Below are 18805 nucleotides of genomic sequence, written 5' to 3' on the forward strand. Positions count from 1 at the left end.
TTAGGTGAGTTGATCGGCAATGTGTTGCGGCACGGCGATGGGGATTTCCAGCAGTTGCTGAGCGAAGGCTTTGCCTTGCGGGTCGATGCGCAGGCTGGCGATACCGCCGCCGCCCAGGGCATTCTCCAGCAGGAAATTCAGGCTGTGGCTGCCGGGCAAGTACCAGCGTTCGACGCGGCCATGGATCGGGTCGAGCACGTGGTCCATCCAGTCGACGATCACCTCCGGGGTCAGGGCTTCGGCGATCCACGGCAGGTAGTCGGGGTGGCGGGCTATCACGCCAATATTGCTATGGTTGCCCTTGTCACCAGAGCGCGCCACGGCGAGTTTCACCAGCGGCACACTGGCATCGGCACGGCCCTCCGGCTTGGCCGGCTCGATGGGCACAGCCGGCGTGAGCAGAGACGCGGAGGCGGGCAGCTCGACGGCATGACGTTGGCCTTGGTACTCGATGGCGACGCTACACCGTGATTTGTCGACCAGGAACGAAAACAGCCGAATCAGCGGATACACCGTCGGCCGCCCGCCCACAATGCCGGTCAGCCCCGGTGCCATGCCGGTGGCCGCCTGGGCGATCTCGCGAGCGAACAGCACCAGCGCCTGCTTGTTCGGATGCCGCACCGCCAGCTTCACCACCACTTCGCGGCAATCCGCACGCCGGGCGTGGGCGCCGTAGGTGGCTTCGCTGCCAAGCAGTTCGATGTTGACGTCGGTGTAGGGCGCCCAGCCGCGCTGGCTGAACAGCTCCGAAGTCTTGTTGATGAGCGCCTGGCTGACCCGCTCGGCCTTGGCCACCGCGTCGATGCCGGCGAGCAGGCAACTGGCGGTGCAGCGAAAGCCATCGGGGTAAGTGGCGCTGACCTTGTACTGGTCGGTGGGTGGCAGGCCCTTGGCGCCGTGCAGGCGCACCGCGTGTTTGCCTTGTTGCTGCAGTTTGACCTGGCTGAAATCGCAGATCACGTCCGGCAGCACATAGGCGCGCGGGTCACCGATTTCATACAGCAGTTGTTCGGCCACGCTGAGTTCGCTGATCAGCCCGCCGCTGCCTTCGACCTTGTTGACGGTGAACTGGCCGTCGGCGCTGACTTCGACGATAGGGAAGCCGATATGTTCGTAGTCGGGCACGTCACGCCAGTCGGTGAAGTTACCGCCGGTGCATTGGGCGCCGCATTCGATGATATGCCCGGCCAGGGCGGCCTGGGCCAGGTGATCGTAGTCCTGCCATGACCAATTGAATTCATGCACCAGTGCCGCGCTGACCACTGCGCTGTCGACCACCCGGCCGGTGATGACAATATCGGCGCCGAGTCCCAGCGCCTGGGCAATGCCCGGTGCGCCGAGGTAGGCGTTGGCGGACACGCACAGGGGCGGCAGCGGGGCGCCGTTGTACAGGTCGGTGACAGTCGGCAGCTGTTTGAGTTGAGGGTGCAGGTCATCGCCGAGCAACACGGCGATTTTCAGCGGGATGTGGGCGTTATCGCAGGCTGCTTGCAGGGCGGCGGCGCAGGCCTGGGGGTTGATACCGCCGGCATTGCTGATCACCCGGATGCCCTGGCGCTGGATATCCGCCAGCAGGGGCGTAAGCACCTCGACAAAATCCGTGGCGTAACCGGCCTTGGGGTCTTTCAGGCGGGCACCGGCGAGGATCGACATGGTGACTTCCGCCAGGTAATCGAACACCAGGTAATCCAAGGCACCGCCCTGCACCAATTGGGCGGCGGCGGTGCAGGTGTCGCCCCAGAAGGCGCTGGCGCAGCCGATACGTACCGTCTTGCTCATGAGAAATCCTTCCTCCAAGGGCTGGTGCCGAGACTACCAAGCAAGCGCTTGGTTTGTAAACTCCAGTCACAAGTTTTACCCAAGCGCTTGCTTGGGTGGCAGTCACGGCCTAAATTGCCGGCCAAGACGACAGTAGACGTGAAGGAGAGCAGCATGGATGAGCACAAAGCCCTGGGGGTGATGCGCACCATGGTCGATGGTGGCCAATTGACCGACCCCGAGAGCGCCCGCGGCAAGTTGCTGCAAACCGCAGCTCATCTGTTTCGCAACAAGGGTTTCGAGCGCACCACTGTGCGAGATCTGGCCAGCGCCGTGGGCATCCAGTCCGGTAGCATCTTTCATCACTTCAAGAGCAAGGATGAGATATTGCGTGCGGTGATGGAGGAAACCATCCATTACAACACCGCGATGATGCGCGCTTCACTGGAAGAGGCGAGCACGGTGCGCGAACGCGTGCTGGCGCTGATCCGCTGCGAGTTGCAGTCGATCATGGGTGGCAGTGGCGAGGCCATGGCGGTGCTGGTCTACGAATGGCGCTCGCTGTCGGCCGAAGGCCAGGCGCACGTGCTGGCCCTCCGTGACGTGTATGAGCAGATCTGGTTGCAGGTACTGGGCGAGGCCAAGGCCGCTGGCTACATCCGGGGCGATGTGTTTATCACCCGGCGCTTCCTCACTGGCGCCTTGTCCTGGACCACCACCTGGTTTCGCGCCCAAGGCAGCCTGACCCTTGAAGAGTTGGCCGAAGAGGCTTTGTTGATGGTGCTGAAGTCGGACTGAGGCGCAAGTTATTAATTTGCTGGCGAAAGTTGTCTCCCCCAGCAAAAACGCCTAGCTTATCGGCATTGAACTCTTCAACGGTGCGTGCCTCGATGTTTTCGCCATGGCGGCTGGCTGCAGGACTTACTTTATGGGCACTGGGCACCGCCGCGTGGACGCAGGCCGGTGCCGCGCAGTTGGTGAGAATCGGCGCGGCGCATTTTCCGCCCTACACCGTACGCCCTGAACAAGGCGCCGACACCGGGTTGCTGCCGCAATTGGTCGAGGCGTTGAACGCTGCGCAAACCGATTACCAGTTCGTGGTGGTGCCTACCTCAATCCCCCGGCGTTTTCGTGACTTCGAGCAAGGCCGGGTCGACATGGCCATCTTCGAAAACCCGTCCTGGGGTTGGCAGAATATTGCCCATACCAGTGTTGATATGGGGCTGGAAGATGCGGAAATATTCGTTGCCCAGCGTCAACCCGGGCGCGACCAGAGCTACTTCGCCGACCTCTCCGGTAAGCGCCTGGCGGTATTCAGCGGGTATCACTATGCCTTTGCCGACTTCAATCCCGATCCCAAGAACATGGCCGAGCGTTTCAACGCGACGTTGACCTATTCCCATGACAGTAATTTGCTGATGGTTGCTCGTGGGCGTGCGGATATTGCACTGGTTACCCGTTCGTACCTGAGTGATTTCATGGTGCGCAACGCAGACATGGCGGGGCAGTTTTTGGTGTCGGAGCGTATTGACCAGGTGTATCACCACTATGCGTTGTTGCGGCCCAAGGCACCGATCACTGGTCCGGCGTTTGCCGAACTGCTCAAGCGTCTGCGCGACAGTGGCCAGATGCTGAAGATTTTTGAGCCGTATCGTATTGATGTGACGGCGCTGCCCTGAGGTCTTAGTAAGTAAAATCCTTCGGGCTCGGGGGGTCAACTGTGTGGCTTGACTGCGATGACGGCCTGAAAGCCGACACCTATCTACCTGACACCCCACAGTCAAAATGTGGAACCAGGCTTGCCTGCGGTGGCGGCCTGACAGTCAACACAGTTGGACCGTGTACATATCCATTCCTGCGGTAACGGCTACTTAGGGTTCCGCTTTTACAGCGGCTCACTTTTGAAAAGCGCAAAAGTAAGCAAAACGCTCTTGCCCCACCACTCGGCACCTCGCCTAGGCTCGGTGTGCCCGTAATCCGCCAGTGATTTGGGGGGCCGCCGCCACGCGCCATCCATGGCGCGGGGCGGCTAAACCGGCATCCCTGCCGGTTTACCCCCCAAATCCCTGTCGAATTCCGGCCAGCGTGGTTTAACGGGGCGCCTAAGATCAAAAGCCAGATCAAGATCACAAGCAGATCAAGATCAAGAGCGGCTCGCTTCGCATCGTAGTTACCGTGGAGCCCTTACCCACATATGTCTGCGCTGCATTAAACCCGCCGCGCAAACGTATCACTATGACTGCCCGACACCTTGCGGCAATGCACCAGCGCATCGCGAATCATGAAGTTCACCAAGGTCGGCGACACCCCAAGCTCCTTGGCGATGTCTTTTTGCGGCACGCCATGCAAGCGGTACATCTCGAACGCGTAGCGGGTGCGCTGGGGCAGTTGCGTCAGGGCGTCGGCGATGTTTTCCAGGGTGTTGAAATTGATGTGCGAGGTTTCCGGTGAAGCGCCATGAATAACCACATTCAAGCCTTCCTCTTCGGTCCCGGAGTATTTGAGCTCCAGGGCCTGCTTGCGGTAATGATCGATCGCCAGGTTGCGCACGATCTGAAACAGATAACTCAGTTGGGCCTTGAACGATGAGGTGATGGTCGGCGCCGACTGCAGCCGGAAGTAGGCGTCCTGCACCACGTCTTCGGCGCGGGAGCGGCACCCGGTGATACGGGCCGCGATCTTCACCAAAATCAGTCGATTGTCGACGAACGCTTGGAGAAGGGGTGAATCGCACTTGCCTGTGGATACTTGTTCCGTCATGGAAATCACCTTGCTGCGAATAGGTTAGGGGAGGGCATCCCTGCTGAGGCCTCCTACATATCGGGCAACAAATTATGCTTAATGATAATGATTGTCAAATGAGAAGACGAACTAATCTTATGGCTTGGGCAAAGGTGTGAACCACGTCTCGCTCGCCCCCGGCGACTAATTATTTGAAGGCTCCGTCCGTTCTCATGGGTGACAGGTTCGTTAGTACAACGGCCAAGGATCAGCACCCGCAGGAGGACCAGATGGGTTTTTATCGTGCATTCAGCGTGTTTCAGTTCGGAGTCCTCGCGGGATGAGTACGTCCCTGCGGCTGCGCCTGTTTTGCCTGCCCCACTCAGGCGCCAGCGCCTCGGTCTACGCTCGCTGGCGCCGGGTCCTGCCGGACTGGCTGCAAGTGTGCCCGCTGGAATTGCCGGGACGCGGCATGCGCATGGACGAGCCATTGCAGCGCGATATCAAGGCCTTGGCCGCGCAGCTTGCTGAAGAAATCAGCCGTGATCTCGATGGCCCCTATGCCTTGTTCGGCCACAGCCTTGGCGGGTTGTTGGCGTTTGAATTGGCTCACGCTCTGAACGCGCGCAATCTGCCCGCGCCCCTGGCGTTGTTCGCGTCCGGCACGGCGGGCCCGGCGCGTCGTGATGTGAGCGAGTACGCCGTCGAAAAGACCGATGCCCAACTCATTGCCCGGCTGCGCGAATTGCAGGGCACCGCCGAAGAAGCCCTGGCCAACCCCGAGCTGATGCAACTGATGTTGCCGATCCTGCGCGCTGATTTCCTGCTGTGCGGCAGTTTCACCTATGGCGAGCGTCAGCCTCTGACGCTGCCGATTCACGTGTTCGGTGGCAAGCAAGACAGCGTGCGTGCCGACCAGTTGCTCGACTGGCAACTCGACGCCGCCAGTGGGTTTTCCCTGGACATGTTTGACGGCCATCACTTCTTCCTCGTGCAGCACGAAAGCGCCGTGCTGCGCTGCGTGCGTCGCTATGCCGACGAGCACTTGGCGCGCTGGCGCATTGGCGCGGCGCGGCAGCTCGTCGCCGGCTGAACCCCACCGACTTCCCGAATTTCCCGTAAGCCGATTTCAGGCAGGAACCCCATGATGGACGCCTTCGAACTCCCCCGCACCCTGGTCCAGTCCCTTCAACAGCGTGCTGCGCAGACGCCGGACCAGGTGGCGTTGCGCTTCCTCGCCGAGAGTGCCGAGCACAGTGTGGTGCTCAGTTATCGCGACCTCGACCAACGCGCCCGCACCATCGCCGCTGCCTTGCAAGCCAACGCTGGCCTGGGCGAACGTGCGGTGTTGCTGTTCCCGAGCGGCCCGGACTATGTGGCGGCGTTCTTTGGTTGCCTGTACGCCGGGGTGATCGCGGTGCCGGCGTATCCACCGGAATCCACGCGTCGTCATCACCAGGAGCGCCTGCTGTCGATCATCAGCGATGCTGAGCCGCGGCTGCTGTTGACCATTGCCAGCCTCAGCGAGGGCCTGGCGCAGATTGAAAACGCGCCCAAGGTGTTGAGCGTCGACACCCTGGAGGCGCAGCAGGCCGACCAGTGGGTCGAGCCCGACCTCAAGGCCGACGACATCGCGTTCCTGCAATACACCTCCGGCTCCACCGCATTGCCCAAGGGCGTGCAAGTCAGCCACGGCAACCTGGTGGCCAACGAAGTGCTGATCCGCCGTGGTTTTGGCATCGACCTCAACCCCGATGACGTGATCGTCAGTTGGTTGCCGCTGTACCACGACATGGGCCTGATCGGCGGCCTGCTGCAACCGATCTTCAGCGGCGTGCCCTGCGTGTTGATGTCGCCGGCCTACTTCCTTGGCCGACCTTTGCGCTGGCTGGAGGCGATCAGCGAATACGGCGGCACCATCAGCGGTGGCCCGGACTTCGCCTACCGCCTGTGCAGCGAACGAGTCAGTGAGTCGGCCCTGGAGCGCCTGGATTTGAGCCGCTGGCGCGTCGCCTATTCGGGTTCCGAGCCGATCCGCCTCGACACCCTGGAACGCTTTGCGGAAAAATTCGCGGCCTGTGGTTTCACCCCGAATAATTTCTTCGCCTCCTACGGCCTGGCCGAGGCCACCCTGTTTGTCGCCGGCGGTACCCGTGGCCGTGGCATTCCCGCCCTGCGCCTGGACGAACAGGCGCTCGCCGCCAACCGTGCCGAACCGGGGCAGGGCCCTGCGATCATGAGTTGCGGCACCAGCCAGCCGGACCACGCCGTGCTGATCGCCGACCCGCACACCCTCACCGAGCTGCCCGACCAGTGCGTCGGCGAACTCTGGGCCACGGGCCCGAGCATCGCCCACGGCTACTGGCGCAACCCGCAAGCCAGCGCCAAGACCTTCGTCCAGCATGCTGGCCGCACCTGGTTGCGCACCGGTGACCTGGGTTTTATCCGCGACGGTGAGGTGTACATCACCGGGCGCCTGAAAGACCTGCTGATCGTGCGCGGCCATAACCTCTACCCCCAAGACATCGAACAGACCATCGAGCGCGAAGTGGAAGTGGTGCGCAAGGGCCGGGTCGCCGCGTTTGCGGTCAATGACCAGGGCCTGGAAGGCATCGGCATCGCCGCGGAAATCAGCCGCAGCGTGCAGAAAATCCTGCCGCCCGAAGCGCTGATCAAGGCGATCCGCCAAGCCGTGGCCGAGGCCTGCCAGCAAGCCCCGAGCGTGGTGGTGCTGCTCAACCCAGGCGCTTTGCCGAAGACCTCCAGCGGCAAAGTGCAGCGTGCCGCCTGTGCGATTCGGCATGCCGATGGCAGCCTCGACAGCTACGCGCAGTTCCCCGGGCAGCCGGGGCAGGCGAGCGAAGTGGCGCTGGAATCGGACCTGCAACAGCAGATCGCGGCGATCTGGTGCGAACAACTGCAACTGGCTCATGTGGCGGGCGACGATCACTTTTTCCTGCTGGGGGGCAACTCCATCACCGCGACCCAAGTGGTCGCCCGCCTGCGCGAAAGCCTGGGGCTGGAGCTGAACCTGCGCCTGTTGTTCGAAGCGCCGACCCTCGCCGCCTTCGCCACGGCCGTCGCGCAGCTGCAACAGGATGGCGGCGTGGCCCAAGGCGCAATCCACGTGCTGTCACGTCAAGAAGACCTGCCCCAATCCCTGGCACAGAACCGCCTGTGGATCACCTGGCAATTGGACCCTCACAGCAGTGCCTACACCATTCCCGGCGCCTTGCACCTGCGCGGCGAGCTGGATGAAGACGCACTGCGCCACAGCTTCCAGCAACTGATCCAGCGTCACGAAGCCCTGCGCACGCGCTTCTGCGAGCGCGACGGCCAGGCGTTCCAGCGTGTCGAGGCTACGGCGGATTTCGAACTGTCGATCATCGACCTCAGCGACCTGCCCAACACCGAGCGCGAAGCCCGTGCGCAAGAGGTTCGCGAAGACCAGGCGCGCAGCCCGTTCGACCTGGAAACAGGCCCGTTGCTGCGGGTCACCCTGGTGCGCCTGGACGACGAAGAGCACCAATTGCTGGTGACCTTGCACCACATCATTGCCGACGGTTGGTCGCTGAATATCCTGATCGACGAGTTCTCGCGCCTGTACGCCGCTGCCGCCCAAGGCCAGTCCCTGGAGTTGCCGCCGCTGGCCTTGCAATACGCCGACTACGGCACCTGGCAGCGCCAATGGCTGGCCGAAGGCGAGGGCCAGCGACAGCTGACGTACTGGAAAGCGCAGTTGGGTGACGAGCACCCGGCCCTGAACCTGGCCACCGATCACCCGCGTGCCGCCCAGCATCGGCACAGCGCCTCGCGCCATCGCCAGCGCCTGGATGCGCGCCTCAGTGCGGCGATCCGCCAGACCGCCCAGGCTCATGACTCAACACCGTTCATGCTGCTGCTGGCGACGTTCCAGACCTTGCTCTATCGCTACAGCGGCCAACGCGACATCCGTATCGGCGTGCCCAATGCCAACCGCCCACGCCATGAAACCCAGGGCCTGATCGGCTTCTTTATCAACACCCTGGTGCTGCGCGCCGAACTGGACGGGCGCCTGCCGTTCAATCAGTTGTTGGCCGCCACCCGCGAGACCACATTGGCCGCCCAGGCGCATCAGGACCTGCCCTTCGAACAACTGCTGGAAGCCTTCCCCCAGGCCCGCGAGCAGGGCCTGTTCCAGGTCATGTTCAACCACCAGCAGCGCGACCTCAGTGCCTTGCGCCGCCTGCCGGGCCTGCTGGCCGATGAGTTGCCCTGGCACAGCCGCGAAGCCAAGTTCGACCTGCAACTGCACAGCGAAGAAGATCGCAATGGGCGCTTGAGCCTGTCGTTCGACTACGCCGACGAGCTGTTCGATTGCGCGACCATCCAGCGTCTGGCCGAGCACTTCATCCATCTACTTCAAGCTGTGTGTACGCAACCACAACACGCCATCGGCGATCTGCCGTTGATGCAGGCTGACGAACAGCAACCCTGGAGCGAAGCCCCCTGCGCGCCGGCCCGGCACTGGCTGCCCGAGCTGCTCAATCAGCAGACGTCGGACGCCACCGCATTGGTCTGGCAGGACGGCAGCCTGACATTCGCCCAATTGCACACCCAGGCCAACCGCCTGGCCCATTACCTGCGCGACAAAGGCGTCGGCCCGGACGTGTGCGTGGCCATCGCCGCCGAGCGTTCGCCGCAACTGCTGATCGGCCTGCTCGCCATCATCAAGGCCGGTGGCGCCTACGTGCCGCTGGACCCGGATTACCCCGCCGAACGCCTGGCCTACATGCTCAAGGACAGCGGCGTGCAACTGCTGCTCACCCAGACCGCGTTGCTGCCCCAACTGCCCAGCGCCGAAGGCGTGTGCGTGATTGCCATGGACAGCCTGCACCTCGACAGCTGGCCGACCCAGGCGCCAGGCTTGCACCTGCACGGCGATAACCTCGCCTACGTGATCTACACCTCCGGTTCCACCGGCCAACCCAAAGGCGTGGGCAACACCCACGGCGCCCTGGCCGAGCGTTTGCAGTGGATGCAGGCCACCTATCAACTGAACGAAACCGATGTGCTGATGCAAAAGGCGCCGATCAGTTTCGACGTGTCGGTGTGGGAATGCTTCTGGCCATTGATTACTGGCTGCCGCCTGGTATTGGCCGGGCCGGGCGAACATCGCGACCCGCACCGCATCGCGCAGCTTGTGCAGGAACATGGGGTGACCACGCTGCACTTCGTGCCGCCGCTGTTGCAGCTGTTTATCGACGAGCCGCTGGTGGCCGAATGCACCAGCCTGCGTCGCCTGTTCTCCGGCGGCGAAGCCTTGCCCGCCGAACTGCGTAACCGCGTACTGGCGCGCTTGCCAGCGGTGCAGTTGCACAACCGCTATGGCCCGACCGAAACCGCGATCAACGTCACCCACTGGCAGTGCGCCGTCTCGGATGGCGAGCGCTCGCCGATTGGTCGGCCGTTGGGCAATGTGATCTGCCGCGTACTGGACGAGCAGCTCAACCCGTTGCCGGCCGGTGTGCCGGGCGAACTGTGCATCGGCGGTATCGGCCTGGCGCGGGGTTACCTGGGCCGTGCCGGGCTGACGGCCGAACGTTTTGTCGCCGACCCGCTGGGCGCGGCGGGCACCCGCTTGTATCGCACCGGTGACCGTGCGCGCTGGAACGCCGATGGCGTGCTCGAATACCTCGGGCGCCTCGATCAGCAGGTCAAACTGCGGGGGTTCCGGGTGGAGCCGGAAGAAATCGAAGCGCGCCTGCTGGCCCAGGTAGGCATTGCCCAGGCCGTGGTGCTGGTGCGTGATGCACAGTTGATCGGCTACTACACCGCCGACACCGAACTGGATGAGCAAAGGGTCAAAACTGCCCTGGCCGCCGAGTTGCCGGAGTACATGGTGCCCGCGCTGCTGATGCGCCTGGACGCCATGCCCCTGAGCCCCAGCGGCAAGCTCGACCGGCGTGCCTTGCCAGAGCCGGTATGGCAAACCCGCGAACACGTCGAACCGCACACACCTTTGCAACTGCAAATCGCCGCGATCTGGCGCGAGGTGCTTGGCCTGCCACGCATCGGCCTGCGCGATGACTTTTTCGCACTCGGCGGGCACTCGTTGCTGGCCACGCAAATCATCTCTCGCACCCGCCAGGCCTGTGACGTCGAACTGCCCCTGCGCACCCTGTTCGAAGCCAGCGAGCTGGGCGATTTTGCCCAGCAGGTCGGGCTGATCCAGGCGGCGGGCCAGCGCAACCAACAGACTGCCATCGCCAAAGTCGACCGCAGCCAGCCGGTCCCCTTGTCCTATTCCCAGCAGCGCATGTGGTTCCTCTGGCAGATGGAACCGGACAGCCCGGCCTACAACGTCGGCGGCATGGCGCGCCTGCGCGGGGTACTGGATGTGGGGCGTTTCGAGGCCGCCTTGCAGGCCTTGATCATGCGTCACGAAACCCTGCGCACCACCTTCCCAAGTGTCGATGGTGTGGCGTGTCAGAAGGTCTCGGCGCAAACCGGCGTGCGCATGGACTGGCAGGATTTCTCCGCGCTGAATGAGCCGCAGCGCCAGCAGCGTTTGCAGCAACTGGCCGATGTCGAGGCGCACACGCCGTTCAACCTGGAAACCGGGCCGCTGTTGCGCGCCTGCCTGGTCAAGGCCGGCGAGCAGGAACATTACCTGGTGCTGACCCTGCACCATATCGTCACCGAAGGCTGGGCAATGGACATCTTTGCCCGTGAACTCAGCGCCTTGTACGAAGCCTTTATCGACGAGCGCGACTCACCGCTGCCAGCGTTGCCGGTGCAGTACCTCGACTATAGCGTGTGGCAACGCCAGTGGATGGAAGCCGGTGAGCGCCAGCGTCAGCTGGACTACTGGACCGCCCAACTGGGCAACGAACACCCATTGCTGGAACTGCCCGGCGACCGTCCGCGGCCACCGGTGCAAAGCCATCGGGGCGAGCTGTACCGGTTTGATTTGAGCGATGAGCTGGCCGCCCGCGTGCGTGCCTTCAACGCCCAGTACGGCCTCACGCTGTTCATGACCATGACCGCGACCCTGGCGGTGTTGCTCTACCGCTACAGCGGCCAGACCGACCTGCGCATCGGCGCGCCAGTGGCCAACCGTATCCGCCCGGAAAGCGAAGGCTTGATTGGCGCGTTCCTCAATACCCAGGTGCTGCGTTGCCAGCTCAATGGGCAGATGCAGGTCAGCGAGTTGTTCGAGCAGGTGCGCCATACCGTGATCGAGGGCCAGTCCCACCAGGACCTGCCGTTCGACCATCTGGTGGAAGCCCTGCAACCGCCGCGCAGCGCGGCGTACAACCCGTTGTTCCAGGTGATGTGCAACGTGCAGCGCTGGGAATTCCAGCAAAGCCGCCAACTGGCTGGCATGACCGTGGAGTACCTGGCCAACGATGCGCGGGCGACCAAGTTCGACCTCAACCTGGAAGTCACCGACCTCGACCATCGCCTGGGTTGCTGCCTGACCTACAGCACCGACCTGTTCGACGAGCCGCGTATCGCGCGCATGGCCGAGCATTGGCGCAACCTGCTCGAAGCGTTGGTCGCCGATCCCGGCCAGCGCCTCAGCGAATTGCCGTTGCTGAGCGCAGATGAACAACGCGCCTTGCAGGACAGCCTGGGGGTGGAGAAGGGCGAGCATCGCCTCGACCAGTGCATCCATCAACTGTTCAGCCAGCAGGCCAGCCAGCGGCCGGATGCCCCGGCGCTGACCTTTGCCGGTGTGACCCTCTCGTATGCGCAACTGGATGAGCGCGCCAACCGCCTGGCCTGGATGCTGCGCGAGCGTGGCGTGGGCCCGCAGATGCGCGTGGGCCTGGCGCTGCCGCGTTCGCTGGAAATGGTCGTCGGTTTGCTGGCGATCCTCAAGGCCGGCGGTGCCTATGTGCCGTTGGACCCGGAATACCCGCTGGACCGCCTGCATTACATGATCGAAGACAGTGACATCGGTCTGCTGCTCAGTGATGCGGCCCTGTTCGAAGCTCTTGGTGAGTTGCCGGCGACGGTGGCGTGCTGGTGCCTGGAGGATGACTCGCCGGTGCTGGCGAATTACCCCGCCGAAGCGCTGGCGTTCGTGAGTCTGGCGCAACACCAGGCGTACCTCATCTACACCTCGGGTTCCACGGGCAAGCCCAAAGGCGTGGTGGTGTCCCACGGTGAGATCGCCATGCATTGCCAGGCGGTGATCGAGCGCTTTGATATGCGCCCGGATGACTGCGAGCTGCACTTTTACTCGATCAACTTCGATGCTGCCACCGAGCGTTTGCTGGTGCCGCTGCTGTGCGGGGCGCGGGTGGTATTGCGCGCCCAGGGCCAGTGGGATGCGGAGGAAATCTGCGCGCTGATCCGTACCCATCGCATCAATGTGCTCGGTTTCACCCCGAGCTACGGCAGCCAGTTGGCGCAGTGGCTGGCGACCCAGCAACAGACGCTGCCGGTGCGCATGTGCATCACCGGTGGCGAAGCCTTGACCGGCGAACACCTGCAACGCATCCGTGCGGCGTTTACGCCCCAGCTGTTCTTCAACGCCTACGGTCCCACCGAAACCGTGGTGATGCCCCTGGCCAGCCTGGCGCCCGAGCAGTTGGAGGAGGGCGCTGGCAGCGTGCCGATCGGCAGCATCGTCGGCGAGCGCGTGGCTTACATTCTCGACGCCGACCTGGCGCTGGTGCCCCAGGGCGCCAGCGGTGAGCTGTACATCGGTGGCGCCGGCCTGGCCCAGGGTTATCATCAGCGGCCGGGGATGACGGCGGAGCGCTTTGTCGCAGACCCGTTTGCTGGCAAGGGCGGGCGCCTGTACCGCACAGGCGACTTGGTACGGCAACGCGCCGATGGCCTGGTGGAGTACCTGGGGCGCATCGACCATCAGGTGAAGATCCGCGGTTTTCGCATCGAGCTGGGCGAAATCGAAACGCGCTTGCTCGAACATGAAGCTGTGCGCGAAGCGGTGGTGCTGGCACTGGATGCGCCGAGCGGCAAGCAATTGGTGGCGTACCTGGTCAGCGATGCCGAGCACGCCGCCTTGCGCGACGCGTTGAAGGCGCACCTCAAGGCGCAACTACCGGACTACATGGTGCCCGCGCATCTGATCGTGCTGCAGAGCATGCCGCTGACCGCCAACGGCAAGCTCGACCGCCGCGCCTTGCCTGAGCCGGACCCAGAGGCCAATCGCCAAGCCTACGTGGCGCCGCGCAGCGAGCTGGAACACAGCCTGGCCGCCATCTGGTGCGCGGTGCTGAACGTGGAGCAAGTGGGCCTCGACGATAACTTCTTTGAACTGGGCGGCGACTCGATTCTGTCGATCCAGGTGGTGAGCCGGGCGCGGCAGGCCGGCATTCATTTCAGCCCCCGTGACCTGTTCCAGCACCAGACGGTACAGAGCCTGGCTGCTGTGTCGACCCGTTCGGAGCGCGTCATCGCCGAGCAAGGGCTGCTGACCGGCCCCTCGGGCCTCACGCCGATTCAGCACTGGTTCTTCGACACCGATATCCCGGCGCGCCAGCACTGGAACCAGGCGTTGGTGCTCAAGCCACTGCAACTGCTCGATGCCCATCGCCTGGAGCAAGCGCTGCTGGCGGTGCTGGAACACCACGACGCGCTGCGCTTGAGCTTTACCCCGCGCGATGCGCAATGGCATGCCGAACACCTGGGCGTGCCGGAAGGCGGCGTGCTGCTGCAGGCGCAGGTGCGCGACATGCAGGCGTGCACGGCGTTGTTCACCGACACTCAGCGCAGCCTCGACCTGGCACAGGGGCCGCTGCTGCGCGCCTTGCTGGTGGACGGGCCGCAAGGCCAGCAGCGCTTGCTGATCGCCATCCATCACCTGGTGGTGGACGGCGTGTCGTGGCGCGTCCTGCTGGAAGACCTGCAAAATGTTTATCGCCAACTCAGTGAAGGCCAGTCCGTCAGCCTGCCGGCCAAAACCAGCGCGCTGCGCGATTGGGCTGCGCGCTTGCAAGCCTATGCCCACAGTGAGTCCTTGCGCGAAGAGTTGAGCCTGTGGCAAGCGCAACTAGCTGGCCCCACCGTGGCCTTGCCAGTACAGCGTCCCCAAGGCGCACGGCGCAATAGCGATGCCGAAACGGTTAGCGTGCGCCTGGATGCCGAGCGCACCCGGCAGTTGCTGCAACAGGCGCCGAGTGCCTATCGCACCCAGGTCAACGACCTGTTGCTGACCGCCCTGGCCCGCGTACTGTGCCGCTGGAGCGGGCAGGCCTCGGCACTGATCCAACTGGAAGGCCATGGCCGCGAAACCTTGTTCGATGATATCGACCTGACCCGCAGCGTGGGCTGGTTCACCAGTGCCTATCCGTTGCGTCTGACGCCGCAGGCCGAGCAGGGCGACTCGATCAAGGCGATCAAGGAGCAACTGCGTGGCGTGCCCCATAAAGGTTTGGGGTATGGCGTGCTGCGTTACCTGGCCGATGACCTGTGCAAGCAGAGCATGGCCGCATTGCCGAGCGCGCAGGTCACCTTCAACTACCTGGGTCAGTTCGACCAGAGCTTTGGCACTGAGGCACTGTTCCACCCGCTGGAGGAATCCGCCGGCCTGGCCCATGACCCGGATGCGCCGTTGCCCAATGAACTGAGCATCGACAGCCAGGTCTACGGCGGCGAGCTGGTGCTACGCTGGACGTTCAGCCGTGAGCGGCATGATCAGCAGGTGATTGGCGATCTGGCCGAAGCTTACCTGGCCGAATTGCACAGCCTGATCGCTCATTGCCTGCAGGACGATGCCGGCGGCCTCACGCCGTCCGACTTCCCCCTGGCGCACCTGACCCAGGTGCAACTGGACGCCTTGCCGGTACCGGCCAGCGCCATCGAAGACGTCTACCCGCTGACCCCGATGCAGGAGGGCTTGCTGCTGCACACCCTGCTGGAGCCCGGCACTGGCCTGTATTACATGCAGGACCGCTACCGCATCAACAGCGCCCTGGACCCGAAGCGTTTTGCACAGTCCTGGCAAGCGGTGATCGCCCGCCACGAAGCCTTGCGCGCCTCGTTCTGCTGGAACGTCGGCGAAGACATGCTGCAAGTGATCCACAAGCCCGGCAGTACGCCGATCGAGTACCTGGACTGGAGCGCCGACCCGCAGGATCAGCAGGAGCCGCGTCTGCAAGCCTTGCTCAAGGCCGAGCGCGAAGCCGGTTTTGACCTGCTCAACCAGGCGCCTTTCCACTTGCGCCTGATTCGCGTGGGCGAGGCGCGCTACTGGTTCATGATGAGCAACCACCACATCCTGATCGATGCCTGGTGCCGTTCGCTGCTGATGAATGACTTCTTCGATATCTACACAGCCCTGGGCGAAGGCCGCGATGCGCAACTGGCGACGCCGCCGCGCTATCGCGACTACATTGCCTGGCTGCAACGCCAGGACCTCAACGAGGCGCGCCAGTGGTGGCAGCAAAACTTGCAAGGCTTCGAGCGCGCCACGCCGATCCCGAGTGACCGCCCGTTCCTGCGCGAACACGCCGGTGGCAGTGGCGGCATGGTGGTGGGCGACTGCTACACCCGCCTGGATGCCCGCGACGGTGCGCAACTGCGCGAACTGGCCCAGGCGCATCAGCTCACCGTCAACACCTTCGCCCAGGCGGCGTGGGCCTTGGTGCTGCGGCGTTTGAGTGGCGATCGCGACGTGCTGTTCGGCGTCACCGTGGCCGGGCGCCCGGTGGACATGCCCGAGATGCAACGCACCGTGGGGCTGTTTATCAACAGTATCGCGCTGCGGGTGAAACTGCCCGAGGACGGCCAGACGTGCAGCGTGCGCCAGTGGTTGAGCGCCTTGCTCGACAGCAATATGCAACTGCGCGAGTACGAATACCTTCCGTTGGTGACGATCCAGGAACACAGCGAATTGCCCAAAGGCCAGCCGCTGTTCGACAGCCTGTTTGTGTTTGAGAACGCGCCAGTGGAAGTCTCGGTGCTGGACCGTGCACAAAGCCTGAACGCCACCTCGGATTCCGGGCGTACCCACACCAACTTCCCGCTGACGGCGGTGTGCTACCCCGGCGATGACCTCGGTTTGCACCTGTCCTACGACCAGCGTTATTTCGACGAAAGCACCGTGCAAGGCATGCTCGCTGAGTTCAAGCGCCTGTTGCTGGCGCTGGTGCAGGGCTTCCATGGCGACATGGCCGAGCTGGCGCTGATTGGCGAGCAGGAACGTGAATTCCTGGTGGCGGGCTGTAACCAGAGTGAGCGAGCCTATCCGCTGGAGACGAGCTACATCGAGCTGTTCGAGGCCCAGGTGGCAGAGCATCCGCAGCGCATCGCCGCCAGTTGCCTGGACCAGCAATGGAGCTACGACGAACTGAACCGCCGCAGTAACGGCCTGGGCCACGCGTTGATTGCGGCCGGTGTGGGCCTGGACCAACCGGTGGCGTTGCTGGCTGAACGTGGGTTGGACTTGCTCGGCATGATCATCGGCAGCTTCAAGGCCGGTGCCGGTTACCTGCCGCTGGACCCAGGGCTGCCCGGCCCGCGCCTGAGCCGCATCATCGACATGAGCCGCACGCCGCTGCTGGTGTGCACCGAGGCGTGCCGCGAGCAGGCCGTCGAGTTGCTGCAAGGGGTTGATTGCCAACTGCTGGTGTGGGAGGAAGTGCCCGCCCGTGGCGAAAACCCCGGTGTCTACAGCGGCCCGGACAATCTTGCCTACGTGATCTACACCTCGGGTTCCACCGGCTTGCCCAAGGGCGTGATGGTCGAACAGCGTGGCATGCTCAATAACCAGTTGAGCAAGGTGCCGTACCTCAACCTGAGCGATGCCGATGTGATTGCCCAGACCGCGTCGCAAAGCTTCGATATTTCCGTGTGGCAGTTCCTCGCCGCGCCGCTGTTTGGCGCACGGGTGGACATTGTGCCCAATACCATCGCCCATGATCCGCAAGGGTTGCTGGCCCATGTTCAAGCACAGGGCATCACCGTGCTGGAGAGTGTGCCGTCGCTGATCCAGGGCATGCTGGCCCAGGAGCGTATCAGCCTCGAGGGCCTGCGCTGGATGTTGCCGACCGGGGAGGCCATGCCACCTGAGCTGGCCCATCAGTGGCTGCTGCGTTACCCGCAGATTGGCCTGGTGAATGCCTACGGCCCGGCGGAATGCTCCGATGATGTGGCGTTCTTCCGCGTCGATCTGGCGTCGACCCGTGGCACTTACCTGCCGATTGGTACGCCGACCGACAACAACCGCTTGTACCTGCTGGACGGCGCTTTAGAGCTGGTGCCTCAAGGGGCGGTGGGCGAGCTGTGCGTCGCCGGCACCGGTGTCGGTCGTGGCTATGTCAGCGATCCGCTGCGCACCGCCCAGGTGTTTGTACCCAACCCCTTTGGCGCGCCTGGTGAGCGCCTCTACCGTACCGGCGACCTGGCACGGCGTCGCAGCGATGGGGTGCTGGAGTATGTCGGTCGTATCGACCACCAGGTGAAGATTCGCGGCTACCGCATCGAACTGGGTGAAATCGAAGCGCGCCTGCATGAACAACCCCTCGTGCGCGACGCGGCGGTGGGTGTGCAAGAGGGGGCCAATGGCAAACATCTGGTCGGCTACCTGGTGGCCGCCGATGCCACACTCGACCCGAGCGAGCAGTTGGAGCGCATCAAGCAACGCCTGCGTGCCGAACTGCCGGAATACATGGTGCCACTGCATTGGCTATGGCTTGACCGCCTGCCCCTGAATGCCAACGGCAAGCTCGACCGCAAGGCCCTGCCGGCCCTGGAGATCGGCCAGTTGCACAATCAGGACTATGTGGCGCCGTGCACTGAACTGGAAACCACGTTGGCGGGTATCTGGGCCGAGGTGCTGAAGGTCGAGCGGGTCGGGGTGCAGGACAACTTCTTCGAACTGGGCGGGCACTCGCTGCTGGCCACGCAGATTGCCTCGCGGGTGCAGAAGACACTGCAACGCGATGTGCCGTTGCGGGCGATGTTCGAGTGCAGCACCGTGGCGGAGTTGGCCGAGTATATCGAGGGGGTGGAGGGCAATGAGATCAGTGCCGAGAAGGTGGATCGGTTGAGCGATTTGATGGCGGAGTTGGAGGGGCTTTGATCTTCGTTGTCTGTCAGGGCCTCATTGCAGCATAGGCATCTACACAGCTGGACCTGTGGCGAGGGAGCTTGCTCCCGTGACGGCCTGGCAGCCGACGCTGATCGAGCTGGTGCACCGCGATCCAAATGTGGGAGCTGGCTTGCCTGCGATGGCGGCCTGACAGCCGACGCAGTTATACCGAGTACATATCCATTCCTGCGGTAACGGCCACTTAGGGTTCCGCTTTTACAGCGGCTCACTTTTGAAAAGCCGGAATGCCGGCCCAGACAAAAGTAAGCAAAACGC

At 63.6% G+C, this 18805-nt stretch carries 6 protein-coding genes; 4 read left to right on the top strand and 2 right to left on the bottom strand.

Annotated features, from left to right (window positions below; translation table 11 throughout):
• On the bottom strand, nt 1-1779 hold the full coding sequence (locus tag HU730_RS20840; protein ID WP_096143455.1) for an acyclic terpene utilization AtuA family protein: 1779 nt from the start codon (nt 1777-1779) through the stop codon (nt 1-3).
• A gap of 153 nt (nt 1780-1932) precedes the next feature.
• Here HU730_RS20840 and HU730_RS20845 point away from each other — a divergent pair, with 153 nt between their 5' ends.
• The gene (locus HU730_RS20845) at nt 1933-2556 is read left to right on the top strand and encodes a TetR/AcrR family transcriptional regulator (protein WP_034126813.1); all 624 of its coding nucleotides are present in this window, start codon (nt 1933-1935) and stop codon (nt 2554-2556) included.
• Nucleotides 2557-2648: 92 nt separating this feature from the next.
• Complete coding sequence (locus tag HU730_RS20850) at nt 2649-3437, top strand: transporter substrate-binding domain-containing protein (protein ID WP_096143453.1); 789 nt, start codon at nt 2649-2651, stop codon at nt 3435-3437.
• Between the two features lie 529 nt (nt 3438-3966).
• Here HU730_RS20850 and HU730_RS20855 read toward each other — a convergent pair.
• Nucleotides 3967-4518 carry an RNA polymerase factor sigma-70 gene (locus tag HU730_RS20855; RefSeq protein WP_186527822.1) on the bottom strand — a complete coding sequence of 184 codons (552 nt, stop codon included), beginning with the start codon at nt 4516-4518 and terminating at the stop codon, nt 3967-3969.
• Nucleotides 4519-4819: 301 nt separating this feature from the next.
• Between HU730_RS20855 and HU730_RS20860 the strand changes: the two genes are divergently transcribed.
• A complete protein-coding gene (locus tag HU730_RS20860) occupies nt 4820-5572 on the top strand; it encodes an alpha/beta fold hydrolase (protein WP_034128165.1) in 753 nt (250 codons plus the stop codon).
• A gap of 51 nt (nt 5573-5623) precedes the next feature.
• On the top strand, nt 5624-18520 hold the full coding sequence (locus HU730_RS20865) for a non-ribosomal peptide synthetase (RefSeq protein ID WP_186527823.1): 12897 nt from the start codon (nt 5624-5626) through the stop codon (nt 18518-18520).
• Nucleotides 18521-18805: the final 285 nt, after the last annotated feature.

The sequence above is a fragment of the Pseudomonas sp. SWRI22 genome (assembly GCF_014268395.2).
GTDB lineage: Bacteria > Pseudomonadota > Gammaproteobacteria > Pseudomonadales > Pseudomonadaceae > Aquipseudomonas > Aquipseudomonas paracarnis.